The following is a 16,971-nucleotide window of genomic DNA, read 5'->3' as shown; positions in this document are numbered from 1 at the left end:
CTGCCTGCGTCGGCATCGCACTCGTGGCTTTTGATTCGAAACAGTTAAAGCCTTTTCTTTGGTTACTTTTGACCGAAGGAAATCCCGTGGGACTTTGTGGCTTTGGACAAAGAAAGTGACCCGCCGCTCCATGGCGGAAGCTTTAGGCGTTTGCTCTCGCTCTCGCTCTTGCTCTTGCTCTTGTTTGAGGCTTTTGCTTTTGCTCGTCATTCCCGCGAACGCGGGAATCCAGTGCCTTTCGTGCGAGAACGCTTGAAGTCGCTGGATTCCCGCTTTCGCGGGAATGACGGTAGGAGGAGTGCGCAGGACTGGTTGTTTCGATCAGGGGCTTCAGGTTCGTTAAGAAGCCCTAGAAGCCTTAGAAGCCTTAGAAGCCTTAGAAGCCTCAAGCAAGATCAAACGCTAAACGCTTCCGCCATAGAGCGGCGGGTCACTTTCTTTGTCCAAAGCCACAAAGAAAGTAACCAAAGAAAAGGCTTTAGGCTGTTTCGAGTCAAAAGCCACGAGTGCGGTGCCTGCGCAGGCAGGTCCCACATTGGGCATCCTGCCCAAGGTGGGACCCGGCGCACGTCCATGTGCGCCGCCCTTCGGGTGTCCCTGGTCTCGCAAGTAACAAGCCGCGCCCAGCAAAGGCAATGCCGAAGCGAAGAAAAAGCTTGGCAACAGCAACAGCAACAGCAACAGCAATAGCAATAGCGGCAGCGACGGCGACGGCCACGACGACGACGACGACGGCATGGTCAGAAGCAAAGCCACCCGAAGCGACTGCGCAACAACAGTCGCGACCAGGATCTGCAGCTATCGCGACAGCCCCCCTAGCCGCCCACCCCGCTCACGGAGGCGGAGGATTCATGCACCGACTGTCGTCCACCCCGCACCGCCCGAATCCGATCACCTGCACCGAAATCAACGCCGGAATATCCCGCGTCGCCACCGCCGGCCGCTGCTGCGCCATCGAATCGGCCGCCGCGTCCACGCCGGCATTCGCCGACGATGCCGCCGCCAACGCGCCACCGTCCACGCCGCGCGCCACCGGGATGCCGATCGAATCGCCATCGACCTGGATGTTGTCCGCGTTCGCCACCGTCTGCGCCGCCAGGATCAGATTGCCGCTGATGCGAATGCCCGCATCGCCCGCGTCGATGGTGCCGCGCGGCGCCACCAGCACCGCGTCGGCGGCCTTGCCGCCCGGCACGGTCTGCAAGGTCGCGATGCCGGCGCCGGTCACCAGACCCTTCGCGTCGATCCGGCAGTAATTGTCCAGATCGCAGTCGTACGCCACCGGCGGCTTGTCCGACGAAGTCTTCGCACCCTTACCCGCGTTGATGTCGCCGTTGGAACTCCAGATCAGCATCTTGCCGCCTTGCTGGGTGAAGATGCGGCTCTGCGCCAGCAGCACGCTGCGGTCGGTGAAGATACCGATGTCGCCCTGCTCCAGAGCCAGGATGCCCTGCTGGTTCGGGCCGATCCGCACCGCGCCCAGGCTGTCGCGCACCAGCGGCGGCGCGCTCACGCTGCCGACCAGCACGTCGCCGCCCGGGCCGAGGATGCGGATGTCGCCGCCGCGCTGGGTCTGGATGGTCGAGCCGCGCATGTCCAACTGGCCGGTCGCGACCAAACGATCGGCGCCGTTCGCGCCGCCTTCCAGACGATTGGCGGTGTAACCGGCCGCGGCCGGAAACAGCGTGTTGATCGCCTGATAGCCGAGCGCGTATTTGCCGAAGTTCGGGCTGGCCGGATCCTTGTTTTCCTTGCCGGCGCGTTCGAGCACGTCGAGGAACACGCGATCGACCAGCAACTGGCGTTGCTCGGCCGGCTGCCGCAGGAACGCCTGCCAGGCCTGTTCGGCGCTCATCGGCGCCACGTCCCCACCGGCGCCGTCGCGCTGGCGGCGATCGGCGTCGAGCTGGGCCACGAAGGCCACCAGCCAGTCGCGGTATTGGTTCGCATCACTGCTGGACGGGTCCAGATAGCGTTGCGCGAACGCGTCGGTGGCCACGCCCGGGCCGACGCCGAAGCGCACCACGATGTCGGCGCCTTCGTTCGGCAAGCCGGCGTTGTCGCGATTGCCGATGGTGCGCACGCCGCCGCCGTCGCTGTTGAGCGAACCGTTCTGGAACGCCTCGTTGGCCGAGGTGATCCGGCCCAAATTGCGCCCGGCCTGCAATTCGAAGGTGCCCGGGCCGCCGAGCTGCAGCCACGAGTAATTGGTGTTGACCGCGCCGCCGACGTTCGGACGCAGCGGGTTGTTGTACAGATCGCGGCCGGCTTGAATCCGGGTCAGATCCGATTCGCGATAATTCTGGCCGCGGAAGTTGAGATCGACGATGTCGCGGCCGGCGCGGATCGAGGCCGGCTTGGGCACGTCGATGGTCAACGGATTCAGGCTGACGCCGTCGCGCTGGCGGCCGCCGACGATGTCGCCGCCGGCGTACAGCCGTACCAGTTCGCTGTCGTCGCGATGCAGGTTGGCGCGGTAGCTGCGTTCCTTGCCGTTGCTCAGCACCATTTCGGTGAAGTCCAGCGGCCCGTTGCCTTCGCCGAGCACCTTGCCGATCTGGTTGTCGGGCGTCGGCATCCAGCTCGGGGCCAGGTCGATCAGGCTCAATCCCTGCCCGCGCGGCAAGCGGTCGGCCGACAGCAGCAGGTCGCCGCCGGCGAGCAGGCTGAGCTGGCCGCGCTTTGACGGAAACAGCGCGCCGCCGTTGTTGAGCACGATGTCGCCGTCCATCGCCGTGGCCAGCACGCGGCCCGGCAAGGCCTGCATGAAGATCGGACGGCTGCGCACTTCGTAGGGCTTGCCGGCGAAACCGTTCATGCGCAGGCCGTAGGAGAACAGCGCGTCGCCGACGTCGAGGGTGTCGAAGGCGATCGAGCCTGCGACCGAGAACACGTTGAGCTCGGCGTCGGCGCCGTAGGCCTGCGAATCGCCGCTCACGCCTTCCGGAGTCTTGACGTAGGAGGGATTGAGCACCCGGCCCAGTTCGACGTCCTGCGCCGCCTGCACGCGCAGGCGCGCGTCCTGCAGCGCCAGGATCGGCGCCACCGGCGTGTGCAGTTGCAGGAAATCGCCGCTGCCGCTGAAGAACACCGCCGCGTCGAAATCGAAGGCCGAACCGATGCGGCCGCCGGCGCTCAACTCGCCTTCGCCCTTGGCGAGGAAGTAATCGCCGCCGAGCAGATCGCGCCCGGCGTTCACGCGCAGATCGCCGCCGCCATAGGTGCGCACAGCGCCGCCGCCTTCCTTGCTCCAGGTGGTCGGCAGCGATACCGACAATTCGCGGATGTCGCGGCCGGCCTGGATCGAGACGTTGCCGCCGACGCTGAGCAGGCCCTGGGCGAAGCCGCCGAAGTTGATCGAGGACGCCAGCACGGTGCGGCCGTCGTCGGCGACGGTGTTGCCGCTTTGCATCCACGGCCACCAGAACTGGCCCAGATAGGTGCCGGCATTGCCGCTGCGGGTGCCCTGCTCATTGTCGAAGATACGGCGGTTGCCGAGGATGTCGCGGCCGGCGCTGACGAGCAGATCGCCAGCGGCTTCCGGATTGACCTGACCGGTCACGACCAGATCCGGGCGGCCCTCGCCGAGCGGGCGGATCTGGCCCGGGTCCTGCGAGGTGCGGCTGCCCTCGCCAGGGCGGCCGGCGGTGTAGACGCTGGCCGGCGCGTCGGCATCGTCGAAACGGATGTCGCGCGCGGCGACCAGTTCGATGCGGCCGGTGCCGGTGCGCAGCACGTTCGGCAACAGCAGTTCGCGTCCGCTGGCGCCGCGATTCACCGTGGTGTGGCCGTCGAAGCGGATATCGGCCGCCGCGGCCCGCGCGCGCAGCGCGGTCGGCGCGGCGCTGGCGCTGTCGGCGCCGGCGACCAGGCGCAGCCAGCTGCTGTCGCCGCCGGCCAGAGTACGGGTGGCGAACGGGGCCGGATCGGCGGCGGAGGCCTGCAGGCTCGGGGTGCGATCGTTGGGGCCGATGCGCGGCAACAGTTGCCCCGGCACCGGCAGCTTCGGCGGTTCGTAGGCGAAGAACTCGCCGGTGCCGTAGAAGGCGTTGTTGGCGATGGCGACCACGTAGTTGCGATAGGCCAGAAGGTAGGCGTCGTAGTCGGCCGGCGAGGTCGGCGCCGGCGGCGGCTGCAACGCCGGGTCCGGCGAGGTGCCGGCGGAGAAGTCGTACACGCTCTGGACCCACTGCAGCAGGCTGCAGGCGAAGCCGCAGAAGTTGCTGTCGGCGGCGAAGGTCGGATCGGGCTTGGACAGTTCCTGCATCAGCTGGTCGTACTGGCCGTAGTACTGCGCGATCTGCTCGGCGTTGTACTGGCCCGGATCGGGTGCTTGCGGCAGGGTGATGAACACGCCGTCCAGCGAGCTCAGGCCCTGGCCATCGACGATGCCGCGATATAGCGCGTTGCTGCCATCGGGCGTGCCGCTGACACCGCCGGTGAGCTTGCTGAAATCGTAGAAACCGTCCGACACGCTGGCGGCGACTTCGATCTCGCCGGCCGCGCGCAGGCCCAGCACCGGCGCGTTGTCGCCGTAGCGGAAGTCCAGGCGCTGGTTGGTGCCGGAGTTGAGGTTCCAGTTGGTCAGCACGCGGATCGCGCCGCCGTTGATGCCTTCGTCGGGATTGCGCAGTTCGATGCCCGGACGCGCGCGGAAGTTGCTCACGCCTGCGAAGCGTTGTTCGAAGGCGAAGCCGGGGCTCTGCACGAAACCCATCAGCGTGCCCGGCAACGGCGCGTCGGCGGGACTGCCGTCGCGATAGCCGTAGAAGCTGCGGTGGGCGGCATTGGCCGCGTCCGGCGCGAAGTAATGCTTACTCAGGTACCGGGCCAGTTCCTGCGCGTTCTGCGGCGCCGCCAGGACGTTGCCGGCGGCGTCGGTCCATTGCCCCGCCAGCAGCTTGCCCTGCGCGTCGTACCAGCCGGCCGGATCGACGATGCCGTCGAAATGCAATTCCGGATGCGCCGGGTCTTGCGCGTCGGCCGCGCTCCACACCGCATAGGCTTCCAGGCCGACTTCGCGCGCGCCGCGGATCGAGGCCGGATCGGCGATGTCCACGCGGACCTCGCCATCGGTGAGCAGCGGCGCGCGCAAATCCACGCGCCCGCCCGACAGACCGCCGGCACTGCCGCCGGACACGTCCAGTACGGCGCCGGCGCCGATGCGGATCGCGCCGGAGTCTTCGCGCTGCACGTTCTGGTAGCCGTAGTTCGAATTCAGCGAGCCGTCGCCGACGCCGCTGACGCCGATGCGGATTTCGCCGCCGCGGCGCTTGGCGTCGCTGCCGGTGGCGATCAGGCGCCCGTCCACGTCCACGCCCTGGCGGCCGTAGAGTTCGATCGTGCCGCCGGACGTGCCGGAGGCATCGATATCGCCGGCGATAGTGACGTGGCCGTTGCCGGCATCGCTGCCGCGCACGCCGGCGCCCGCGTCGGCGATCAGGCTGACCTCGCGCGCCTTCAGGCGGTGTCCGGCCGACAGGCTCAGATTGCCGCTGCGAGTGCGCACGGCGATGCGCTGGTCGATGCCGCTGGCGGCCAGGCGCTGCGCCAGCGGGTCCAATGCCAGCGCCTGCGCGCTGTCGAGTTCGATGCTGCCGCCGCGGCCGTTCGCGCTGCCGCCGCGCAAGGCGCCGGCCAGATCGATCGCGCCTTCGCCGGCGATCGCGCGCAACCCGCCGGCATCGCCGCCGGAGGGTGCGGAGAAGTCCAGCAGCGTGTTCGCGCCCAGGCTCAGCGAGCCGTGGTCGGAACTCAATTCGATACGGCCGGCCGGCGGCAACAGCGTCTGGTCGAACAGGGTCTTGCCGCGCGAGGACACGTCGAGCGTGGCGGTGCCGTCAAGGCGCACCTCGCCGCGGGCGTTGAGCTTGATGCGGCCGGCATTGGCGCGGATCAGCGCGTCGCCGACGATGCTCCCGCCTGACAGTTCGATCGCCCCGCCCTGCGCGCCGTCGGCGGCGACCGCGCCGGCGCCGCGCGCCAGCGAGATCTCGCCCTGGCTGCTCAGGCGCCCGTCGGCGCCCGCCTCGGCCTGGATCACCGGCGCGCGCAGGCTCAGCGGCGCGGCGCCGAAATCGAAGCCGCCCTTGCCGCTGACGGCGATGCGTTGATCGGCCTGGACATCGACCCGGCCGAAACCCTCCAGCGATTTGTCGCCGCTGCCGAACACCACTTCGCGTCCGGACAGGCTCAGCGTGCCGCCGCTGCCGGACTTGGCCGCGACCGCGGCGCCAAGTTCGTTCGACAGGCTCAGGCGATCGGCGCGCAGATGCACGTCGCCGCCGTCGCCGGCGAAGGCGGCCGCGCTCAGGGCCAGTTCCTGCGCCACGTTCACATCGACCTTGCCGTGAAATTCCATGCGCCCGTAGCTGCGCAGGCCGATGCGCTGCGCATCGGCGAAACCGGCCAGGGTGTTGCGGCCGATCACGAAGCCGTCCAGATCGGCGGCGGCGCCGTCGCCGGCGAATACGATCAGGCCGCTGTTGGCCTGCACGTCGCGGCCGTGCAGCAGGGCCTGGCTGTCGATCAAGGTGTTGCGGGCCGCGTCCAGGGTCAGCGAGGCGCCGCCGTCGATGTTCGCGCCGGCGTCGATAGCGAGCACGCCATGGCTGTTGCCGAGCGTGGACAGATTGCGCCGGCGCACTTGCGCGGGGCCGGCGTTGGACACGCGCAGCAAGGCGCCGTCGCCGCTGCGTCCGGCTTGTCCCGGCCGGCCCGGCTGAGCGGCGACGGCGTCTTCGCCGATCAACAGCGGCTTGTCGCTGCTGCCCGGAAGTTGGCCTTGCGCGCTCAACACGCTGCCCTTCGACACTCGCACGTCCTGCGTAGCCACCAGGGTGATCTCTGGCGCCTTCAGCGCGGAGCCGGCGTCGTTGTCGAGCAGCACGCTGTCGGCGCGCACATCCACCGCCACGCCGTCGGCGCGATCGCGGCGCTGGCCGCCGATCAGCAGGCTGCCGGCGCCGAGGCGATTGAGTTTGTCCGCGTCGAGTTGCACATAACCCTCGCGCGCGGCGTGGCCGGCGCCGAGGATCTGGATCGCCTTGGCGGCGATGTCCACCTGCGCGGCGGCGCCGCCCGGCGCGGCCGCGGCTTTCAGGCTCGCGCCCAGGTCCAGGGTCTGGCCGGCGTTGAGCACCAGTTGTCCGCCGTCGCGCGGCAGTTGCGGCGCGACCGCGCCGGCGCGCTGGGCGCGATCGGCGAAGAACTTGTCCGCGCTGGTGGCGGCGTACTGCGAGTAGCGGCTCCAGGTGTCGTGCGACTGCACTTCGAAGCTGCTGGCCAGCGCATCGCGCGCGCCGCTCAGCGCATCGACCATGTAACCGGCCACCACCGCGGTGCCGTCGGGCGCGATCACCGCAGGTCCCGACTGGCTGTCGCGCGCGCCGCTGCGCTGGACCACGCGGAACGCGCCCGGCAAGGTCGCGTAGCGGCCCGGCAGCAAGGTGTAGACGCCGTCGGGCAGGCCCGGCACGCCGCTGATCTGCACTTGCTTGCCGACCGCGACGCTGCCGAAGTTCGGATCGTTCGGCGCCACCAGCGGCTGCGCGCCCGGCACGATCGCGTAGACCTCGCGTTCGTCCGGATACAGCGGCACTTGCTTGGGCGTGCCGTCGGCGTAACTGGTGTTGTAGCGCGACAGCACGTCGCGGCTGCCGCCGGTGCCGGGCACCCATTCCACCGCCTGCAGGTCGCCGCCGCCGGACAGATCGATGACGGCGCCGTCGGCCAGCGACATCGACGAAGCGTCCAGGGTGATCTGCTTGCGCGGCGGCGCGGCCAGATCGGTCTGGGTGGCCGAGGCCTGCCATTGCAGACCATCGACGGTCACGCCGTAAGGCACGACGCGGCCGTCCAGCGAGACCGAGGTCAGGCTGCCGGGCTTGAGTTCCACGCGCCCGGTGGCGGTGAGGTTCACGTTGCCGAACGCGGCGCGGCTGTCGGCGTTGTCCGGATCGGCGACGCCGAGCAGGATCTGCCCGCCCGGCGCGCGCAGCACGCCGCCCTGCTCGATCGCGGTCGCATCCAGCAGCAAGGCGCCGCCGGCCGACAGCGGCGCGGCCGCGGCGACGCCGTTGCCGGCGATGCTGATGCGGGTGGCGTCGCGTCCGCCGGCGCCGTCGGACGCGCCGAGCGCGCGGATGATGAAACGCTCGCCGGTGCCGGGATACAGCTGCGCGGCGCGGAAGCTCAGGTCGCCGCCGGTCAGCAGTTGCCCGGGCAGATCGGCCGGCAGGGTCGCGCCCGGCGGCACGAAGGTGCGGAATTCGGCTGGCGTGTAGAAACGGATATCGCCGGCGCTGTCGAAGTTCGCGACCTTGATGCCGTCCAGGCGCACCTGACCGGCGAAGTCGATGAACCCGGCGCTGACGTCCAGGCGGTTGTCGCCCGGACGCGCCGGATCGGTCAGCGGCGCGGCGCCGCGGCCGATGCTGCGCAAGCCGTTGAAGGCCACGTACTGCGCGCTCAGCTTCGCCTGCGCGGCGGCGGCATCGGCGGCGGCGGTGCCGGCCGGCGGCGGCGCGGGACGCACGCTGTAGCCGCTGCCGTTCAGGACCAGCGCGCGGTCCAGGTGCAGATCCACATTGCCTTCGAACACGATCGGCACGAAGGCGATGCTGCCGGGACGGCCGATCTGCAAGGTATCCACGCCGCTGTCTTGCAGGCGGTCGGCGCCGAAGCGCAATTGCCCGGACGGCGCGGCGCGGTCGGGCTCGATCGCATCCCCAGGACGCGCCGCGGCGGTGACGTGCGAACCGCCGGCATCGATCACGAACTCACTCGCGTTGAGCACGCTGAAGCTGCCGTCGCCGAGCGGACGCTGGTTGTCGCCGAGCGCGACCAGTTCGAGCACGCCGCCACGCGCCTGCGCGGCGCCGCCGTGGGCGCTGATGTCGCCGTCGAAGAACAGGCCGCCGGCGGCGCCGATACTCAGGCTGCCGGCATCGCTCCACACCGCGGTCGGGCGGAACGGATCGCGGCCGGGCGCGGCGACGCCATCGCGCACTTCGAAACTGTCGGCGGCGCCGTCGAGCTTGAGCTGCGCGCCTTGCTCGACCACCACGTAGCCGCCGTCGTTGCTCAGGACGATCTTGCCGCCGTCGAGCAGCTTGCCGTCGCGCGGCACGCTGCCGTCGGCGCGCGGCTTCAGGGTCGGATCGATCAGGGCGATGCCGGACACGTCCAGCTTGCTGTCGGCGCCGAGCCAGACCGATTTGTCGCGCGACCAATACTCCTGCGCGATCTCGCCCAGCGGCCTGGACAGGCCGTCGGTGGTGGTATCGCCCGACAGCGTGATGCTGCCGCCGCGCGCGCTGATTTCGCCGAGCACGGTGACCTGGCCGCGCGAGCCCAGGCGCACGTCGCCGCCGGCATCCACGCTCAGACGCGCGCCCTGCTCGACCCGCAACTCGTCGCGCAGTTGCGTCAGCGGCACGCTCGGCGAAGCGGTGCCGACCGAGCCGCCGGCGGCCATGGAGAAATCCGCCGTCGGCCGATGCGCATCGTCGAGGCGGCCGAACGCGCCGAAACCGCCGGCGTAGATATCGCCGCCGCTGGCCAGTTGCCGCAGCGCCCCGGCATCGGCCAGGAAGCTGCGCTGCGACACGCGCACGTCGCTGCCGGCGGCGATGCTGCCGTCGAGTTCGGCGCGCAGGTCGTAGGCGCCGAAGTCGCCGTCGGCGAAGAAATCCGCGCCCAGGTGCAAGCTGCGCGGATCGCTCGGCGCGTCGCCGCCGATACGGATGTCGCGCGCGTCCAGGCGCAGCGTGCCGCCGCCGCCCAGGTTGCGCGCGACCAGCGAGTCGCGCGAGAACTGCAGGCGGCCGGCGCCGCCGGCATCGCCGTAGTAGGCCGGCGGGAACGTGGGCTGTATCTCGGTGCCGGCGCCGACGTAGGTCCGCAGGCTGATGTCGCCGCCGCGGCCGAGCGCCACGCCGTCCTTCTGCGCCAGTCGTCCGTTGGGCAGGATGCGTCCGCCGCCGGACACGTCCAGGCGCGCGTTCGGATCGATCAGGATCGAGCCGCTGGCATCGACGATCGCATCGCCGCTACCGATGAGCTGCTCATGGGTGCGCAGGCTGATCGCGCCGCCGTCGATGTGCGCCGCGCCAGTGCGGCCATCGTCGAACGCCGCGCCGTCGTTGACCCACGCGCCGCGCGCGAGCAGCCGCGCCTGCGCACTGAGCACGATGTCGCCGCGCTCTTGCGGACGCTGCTGGATCGGCCGCGACTGCGCTTCCAGATCGATCTTGCCCGACACCGCTTCCAGGGTGCCGTCTACCTGCACCTGGCGGCCGTTCAAGGCGATGCTGCCGCCGTCTTCGACCTTCAGATGCGCGTCGGCGGCGACTTCGATGCGGCCCCAGCTGTCGCTGAGCGTGATCGAGGAGAACCCGGCGGCGCCGAGGCGATCGCTCGACAACACCGTGGTGCGCAGGCCGAACGCGTCCTTGGCCGCGGCCGCCAGATCGGCGAAGCGCGAACTCATGTCGAAACCGTCCGGCACGTCGGCCACCGGCGCGTTCCGCAGCCGCCAGCGGGTGAATTCAAAACCGTCGCCGGTGGCGATCTTGAGCGAGCCGCCGTGGGCCAGTTCGCCGTTCTTGATCTGATAGCGGCCGGATTCGGCGTCGGCGTGGATATCTCCCGCCAACACCAGGCCGGCGTCGATTTTGGCCAGGTTGGCGTCGGGGGTCAGGGTTACGTTGAGTTGGCCGCCATCGCCGCCGTGCGCATAGTCCGGGTCGAAATAGCTGTCGGCCGCGGTCATCGGCGAAATGAACAGTTCTTTGACGCCCCAGCGCTGGTGATCGAGCAGGTAGTCGCCGGCGAAGCCGACGTAGGCCATGTTCGGATCGGCGTCAGCCTGACGGTAGATGCGGCCGTCGGCGCCGAGCAGGCGCGGCGCGGCGATCATGCCGCCCAGGTAATGCACGTAGCCGCCGGACAGATCCAGCGTGGAGCCCGAGCGCGCGATCAGCTCGCGGCCCTGGATGTTGATGCTGCCGCCGTCGATCAACATCTGGTCGATCCCGCGCGGCACCTGATCGGCATAGCCGGCGGCGTTGAGCAGCGGCGTGCCGACCCAGGCGCGGCCGTCGGCGGTCACGCCCTTGTTGCGCACGTCGATGGCGGTCGATTGGCGATACAGACCGCCGCCGCGCAGCAGCGGCGAATCGGCGAGTTCGTTTTCGCCGATGCGCGGAATCTTCACGATGTTGTCCGACATCGGCCGCTGCACGTCGGCGATGCCGGCGACATTGATGGTCGCGCCGCGGTCGATCAGGATCCGCGAGGCGCTGCGCGCGCCGGTGTCGACGAACACCGCCGCGTCGAGGCCGAACACATCGAGCTTGGCGCCGGGCATCAGCACCAGCGAGTTTTCCTGGAAGAACATCTGCGCCGCGGCCAGGCGCGCGCTGGGCGGCTGGAAGGCCTGATCGGCGCTCTTGGCGCTGGTGGTGGTCTCGCCGTCGTGCTCGGGCAGGATGGTGGTGGCCGACGCCGTGCCGAAACGCAGGCGGCCGCCCTTGCTCTGGGTGAAGGCTTCGTCGTCGGAGGAGCGCGCGTATTCCAGCGCCAGGATCGACAGCGTGCCCGGGCGGCTCACGCCGGTGGTGGTACCGACGTAACCATCCTGGGCGATGTCGTAGCCGGTCAGCGTGACGTCGCCGCGCTTGCTGGCGATGATGCCGGTGTTGGTCAGGCGGCCGTAGCCGATTTCGTCCGGCGCTTCGCGCCCCAGGGCGGCGCCGATCAGGCCGAATTCCAGCGCGACCTTGTTCTCGGCGGCGAGCTTGGGATCGCCGTATTGCGCGCCGATCACCGCCGCCAACTGCACCTGCCCGTCTTCGGCCTGCACGCTGCCGGCGTTGTCGATGTTGGGCGCGGCGATCAGGGCGTAGCCGCCGGCGCCGGTCTTGATCTGCGCACCGGCCTCGATGCGGATGTCGCCGGCCATCGCCGGACGCGCGCCGCCGCTGTACGCGGCCGCCTCCGAGGTCAGGACGAAATCCGTGCCGTTGCCGCGGCCGATGCCGCCGCTGATGAAAGTGCGATTGCTGCGGGCGATATCGTTGTTGAACAAGTTGAGCGAGGACGCCAGCAGCGAACGCGTGTTGACCTGGCTGGTGCCGCCGAACAGCACGCCGTTGCGGTTGAGCAGGTAGACACTGCCTTCGGCCTTGATCCGGCCGAAAATCTGGCTGGGGCGGCCGCTGGGATCGTCGATGCGGTTGAGCGCGATCCAGTCGTTGCCGCCGCCGGCCAGATTGCCGCCGCGCTGGTCGAAGTAGACCGTGGTCTGCTTGCCGACGTTGAACGTCTCCCAGCTCAGGATGGCTTTCTTCTGCGTCTGCTCGATGGTGACGGTGGTGTTGCCGGCATCGACGTTCTGGGTCGGGCCCTTGGCGCCGAGCCACAGCTTGGATTGGCCCAAGCGCGGATCCTCGGCCGAGATCGCGCCGGGTTCGAACCTGACCCCGGCGGCGACCTTGAGCCCGCCTTCGCCCAGCCCGTTGGGCACCCGATTGGCCGCCGCCGAACTCGCCGCGGCCAGGCGCGCGGCCACCTGCGCGGTATCGAGCGCGGCGCGCACCTGCGCGGCCTGCCCGAACGCGGCCAGCGAGCGCTGCGCCATCTGCTGCGCGCGCACCGACTGCAGGCCCTGCTGCTGTGCGTTGCGCGCCGCCTGCGCGGCCGGATCGACGCCGCGCCGCGCGAACGGATTGGGATCGGCGTGAGCTGCGCCGCCGAGCAGCGCCAGCGAAATCGCCGCGCTCAGCGCGAGCAGTCGTACCGGATTGCGCGCACGCAGGGAATGGCGGGATTCGGCGGGCTTGCGGGTCATGACGGCTTCCTTTGCGTGCGGCGTGACGGCGCGGCGATGACGTCGCGCGATGCGGCGACGCGGAGATGGGGGACAGACGCGGTGGTGCGGGCGCGGATCAGAGCGTGGGCGGACGGTTTCGCATCACGGCTCGGCAAAGCCGCCTGCCGTTGCCCCCTTTGAAAAAGGGGCCGGCGTTCGCGGAGCGGACGCGGGGGATTTGCTGTTGCTGTTGCTGTTGCTTGAATCGTCGCTGTCGTCGATGGCGGCTGATACAAGCAAAAGCAAATCCCCCCTAGCCCCCCTTTTTCAAAGGGGGGAACTGTTTCGGCGCGAGGTAAAGACCGCGCCGCCTGCTGTTGCCCCCTTTGAAAAAGGGGGCGGCGTTCGCGAAGCGGACGCGGGGGATTTGCTTTTGATTTTGCTGTTGCCGTTGCCGTTGCCGTTGCTCGAACAAACGCCCCCGCAGCACGCCGACGCCCTCCCAACCGGGCGCTAGCAAAAAAGCAGATGGCTGTTCGACTAGACATACCCTCAGCGCACCGGTTTCGGAAACGAAGCTGGAAACTGCTGCGCCGGCCGCTGCGGCCGGACCGACTTGCCGTATTGATCCCCCAACCGCTGCCGCGTCGCCGCCGGCGTCGCCAAGCCCTGCCCGATCGGCGCCAACCGTTCGCCGGGCGAATCGGTATTGACCACCGGCGCGGTCTTATCGACTTCGGCTTTCAAGGCTTCGTTGAGGCAGGACCAACGCCCGGCCTCGTCGTTGCCGATACGCACCTGCACGCACGGAGTAGCTTGCGGCTGCGAGGCCGGCAGCATGCGCTTTTGCGCCTGCGCCGACCAAGCGAACACCGCGCACAAGCCCAGCAACGACAACACCGCACGAATCGATCGCCCGCACGAACGCCGCGCGAACTCGCGCGGCTTCATCGCAACCCGGGTGGCCGCACGCCTCATCAGCTCGACGCCGTCCCGTTACCGGCCGTGCGCGCGGCAGCATCGCCGCTGGCGCATTGCGCCGCCTGATCGTGCTGTTGGTCGAGTTTGTCCTCCAGCTCGCGCACGCGGTTCTCCTTCTTCACCCGCTCCAGCCCCAGCGGCGAGAACCCACGACTGCGCACCGAATCGATGAAGTCCGGATCGCGATACAACTGCGCCAGCTCGCGCCCGGCCTGATACACCGCCTCGGTCGCCGCCGCGCAACGCGCCGACTGCGCCTGCACGCTTGCCAGCTGCGCCGCCAGCGCGGCGCGTTCGTGTTCCTTCTGCTGCGCGGCCTGGGCGGCTTGCTGCTGCGCGCTCTGCCACTTCTGCGCATCGGCGCGGGCTTGATCGGAGGCCGCCGAGGCCTGCCCGAGTTGCCGCTGCAGCGCCGTCAGCCGCGCGCCGTCCTCGCGCGCGGGCGCCTTGGCCGAGGCGGCCTTGAGCGCGTCGCGCTCGCGCTCGACTGCCGCGGTGGCGGCCTGTTGCGCGGCCAGCGCCGCTTCGGCGCTGCGCAGGCGCGCGCCGGTGTCGCGCAACGCGTCGCGCAGGCGGGTTTCGTTGCCGTTCTGCGCGTGCGCGCCAGAAGCGGCGAACCACAGCGCGGCCAGCAACGGGGCGCTGCGCAGTGCGCAATGACGGATGGGTCGCAGGCTCATGATCCGGGCTCCGTGCTCAGAATTCGGTGTTCAAGTCGATCTGCACCACATCGACCGAGTACGGCGCGCCGCTGACTTCGTTGGCGCTGAGCCAACGCAGTCCCAGCCAGGTGTTGCGCGCCAGGCCCAGCGCGCCGCCGAGGATGAAGCCGCGCGAGTTGGTGCCGCCCAGATGGAAGTCCGAATCGGTGAAGGCGTCCGGCACCGCGTCCGATTCCAGGCGTTTGTAGCCGATGCTGGCGTTCCAGTCCCAGGCCTTGGCGATCTTCGGCTGGCCGACCAGCAGGTTGATGTAGTAGCCCATGTCGCCGCCGTCGAAAATGAAGGTGCGGTCGTTGGGATCGCGCAGCGGCTTGAAGTTGTTCAACGGGCCCAGCGCGCGGATGCGGTTGGCGTCGTACTTGAGGTTCTTGACCACGTCGGCCTCCACCACGACCTTGACCGGATCGAAGCTGGCGATCTCCAGCGCCGCGTGCAGGTTGGCCACGCCGAATTCGCTCGCGTAGCCGAAGTACTGCAACTGCGGGCCGTCGGGCGCACCGCTGGCCGGGACGATGTCGCGGATCGCGAACATGGTGTTGCCGAACTGCTGGAACTGCGGCCGCGACAGATCGGTATCGCACACGTCCTTGGAGGTCGGCGCCACGCACGGCGTGGAGCGCTCGCCGTTGATCTTGTCGAACAGGAAATAGCCCAGGCCCAGCTTCAGGTTGACATCGTCGCTGAACGTCCAGTTCGCGCCGAGCTGCGCGCCGTACAGCCACTTGTCGCGGCTGCTGGCCTTGTCCAGGCGCTGGGTCGAGCCGAAATCGAAATCGGTGTTGAAGATCGGGAATGCGCCGAGGTTGACGAAGGGCTTGAAGTCGCCGCCGGTGTCGAACTCGGTCTTGATCGCCACACCGTCGAAACTCAGGTCGTTGTCGAACAACAGCTCGCTGGTCCAGAACGGATTGGGCGCGCGGCCGATATCGGCGGTCAGCCAGTCGCTGGGCTTGAGTCGGATGTAGGCGCGATCCAGCCACAGCGAGTATTTGGACAGATTGCCGCCGGCGCCGAGGGTCTGGTTGGTGGACACCGGGCTGCGATCGCTGCCGGTGGCCAACCGCAGATCCGCCTCTACCCAATCGGCGATCTGCGCATGCACACCGAGCCGCGCGCGCAAACGCATGCGGCCGCGGTTCTTGGTCGTGTTGACGGTGGGCAGCGGATTGTTGAGCGGATCGTTGACGTCGTAGCCGCTGCCGGCGTTGAGCGCGCCGAAGTTCGGGAAGTCGGTGTAGTTCTCGCCGTCGTTGAGCACGTCCTCGGCGCGCGCGCGCACGTCGCCGTAGACGTTGATGCGCTGGGTCCACTCCGGCAGCGCGTTGGGCGCCGCCCAGCCTTCGCTCTTGGCCTGCTGAGTGACTTCCGCGCGCAGTTCGTCCTTGATCTGCTGGCGCACCACTTCCGGGATGTAAGGCACGACCACCGCGCCGGGCTGAGTCTGATACGCCGGTTGCGCCGCGAGCGCCGGCGCCGGACGCGCGGCCGCGCTGGCGGTTGCTTCGGCGATCATGTCGTCGGCCTGCTGACGCGTCATCACGCCCTTGGCCACCAGCAGATCGATGAGCTTGAGGGTGACTTCCGGGCTGATCTTCGACGCGTCCACCGGCGTTGCGGCCAGCGCCGGCGCCGCGCACAGCGCGGCCAGAGCCAGGGTCAACACGCGAACGGACGTGCGGCGATGCGGATTGGGCGATGCGGTCATGCGTAAAGTCCCAGTAAGCGAAACAGATAAGCGAAGCGTTCGGGCGTGGATGTCGGCGCGGCCGGTCATCCCGGCGCGATCGCGCCGATGCGCAAATTGATCGGTTGCGGCATTTCCGCCGGCGGCGGCTGCGGCAGCGAGCGGCCCTGCAGCGCGGCGACGATGGCGGCATCGAGCTCAGGTTTTCCGGTAGAGGCGATCACCTGCGAACGCTGGATCGTGCCGTCGGCGTTCAACCACATCGCCACCGTGGCGCTATAGCGGCCCTTGCGGGTCTTGTCGGCTTGCTGCAGGTACTGCTGCACCGCGCGCTGCACCATCGAGGCGTAGCCGGCATACGGATTACCGCCGCCGCCCTTGCCGCCGATGCGCGTGCCGCCGCCGCTGCCGGCCTGCAGACCGAATTCGTTGCTGCCCGGCCCGGCTTCGGCGGTGAGCGGATCGCCGGGCGGCTCGGGCGAATCTTCCTGAGGCTTGTCCAGGGATTCGAACGGCGTGTTCTCGACCAGCTTTTCCTCTTCCTGCACTTTGTCCGGTTGCGGCGGCGGCGGCGGCGGAGGCGGCGGCGGCAGGATCACCTGGGTGATGCGCGGCGGCGTGCGCTTGGGCATCGGCCGGCTGTCCTGCATCAGCGACCACACCAGCCAGGCGAGCACGGCGAACACGCCGAGCGCGCCGGCGACGCCGAGCGCGCGCGACAGCCTGGAGGGACGGCCATAGGTCGTGGGTGCGGACATGCGCGCGCGGAC

General features: G+C 69.3%; 7 protein-coding genes. 1 reads left to right on the top strand and 6 read right to left on the bottom strand.

Annotated elements, in window-relative coordinates:
- Positions 1-402 precede the first annotated feature (402 nt).
- Entirely contained in the window at positions 403-756 is a 354-nt protein-coding gene (locus tag LG3211_RS26785; protein ID WP_222837597.1) for a hypothetical protein, read from the bottom strand.
- A 76-nt stretch (positions 757-832) separates the two neighbouring features.
- Positions 833-12,853, bottom strand: coding sequence for a filamentous haemagglutinin family protein (locus LG3211_RS10810; RefSeq protein ID WP_057942853.1), 12,021 nt, complete (start codon positions 12,851-12,853; stop codon positions 833-835).
- Positions 12,854-13,058: 205 nt separating this feature from the next.
- Between LG3211_RS10810 and LG3211_RS10805 the strand changes: the two genes are divergently transcribed.
- Positions 13,059-13,331: a hypothetical protein gene (locus LG3211_RS10805; protein ID WP_148648848.1), complete on the top strand. Its 273-nt coding sequence runs from the start codon at positions 13,059-13,061 to the stop codon at positions 13,329-13,331.
- Positions 13,332-13,366: 35 nt separating this feature from the next.
- Here the strand turns inward: LG3211_RS10805 and LG3211_RS10800 are convergent, their stop codons facing one another.
- From LG3211_RS10800 to LG3211_RS10785, 4 genes are all read right to left on the bottom strand, one after another.
- Positions 13,367-13,714, bottom strand: coding sequence for a hypothetical protein (locus LG3211_RS10800; protein WP_148648847.1), 348 nt, complete (start codon positions 13,712-13,714; stop codon positions 13,367-13,369).
- 77 nt (positions 13,715-13,791) lie between these two features.
- Positions 13,792-14,475 carry a hypothetical protein gene (locus LG3211_RS10795; protein WP_148648846.1) on the bottom strand — a complete coding sequence of 228 codons (684 nt, stop codon included), beginning with the start codon at positions 14,473-14,475 and terminating at the stop codon, positions 13,792-13,794.
- Between the two features lie 16 nt (positions 14,476-14,491).
- Complete coding sequence (locus LG3211_RS10790; RefSeq protein ID WP_057942849.1) at positions 14,492-16,222, bottom strand: putative porin; 1,731 nt, start codon at positions 16,220-16,222, stop codon at positions 14,492-14,494.
- A gap of 65 nt (positions 16,223-16,287) precedes the next feature.
- Positions 16,288-16,959 (bottom strand): TonB family protein, encoded by a 672-nt coding sequence (locus LG3211_RS10785; protein WP_057942848.1) that lies wholly within the window; start codon positions 16,957-16,959, stop codon positions 16,288-16,290.
- Between the last annotated feature and the right edge of the window lie 12 nt (positions 16,960-16,971).

The sequence above is a fragment of the Lysobacter gummosus genome (genome assembly GCF_001442805.1).
Classification (GTDB): Bacteria; Pseudomonadota; Gammaproteobacteria; order Xanthomonadales; family Xanthomonadaceae; genus Lysobacter; species Lysobacter gummosus.
Note: the sequence above shows the minus strand (reverse complement) of the source record. Positions and strands in the feature narration are given on the sequence as shown.

What these genes read in the sequence shown, in the direction of transcription:
- LG3211_RS10810 (WP_057942853.1), bottom strand. Translation starts at nt 12,853, where the DNA reads ATGACCCGCAAGCCCGCCGAATCCCGCCATTCCCTGCGTGCGCGCAAT.
- LG3211_RS10795 (WP_148648846.1), bottom strand. Translation starts at nt 14,475, where the DNA reads ATGAGCCTGCGACCCATCCGTCATTGCGCACTGCGCAGCGCCCCGTTG.
- LG3211_RS10790 (WP_057942849.1), bottom strand. Translation starts at nt 16,222, where the DNA reads ATGACCGCATCGCCCAATCCGCATCGCCGCACGTCCGTTCGCGTGTTG.
- LG3211_RS10785 (WP_057942848.1), bottom strand. Translation starts at nt 16,959, where the DNA reads ATGTCCGCACCCACGACCTATGGCCGTCCCTCCAGGCTGTCGCGCGCG.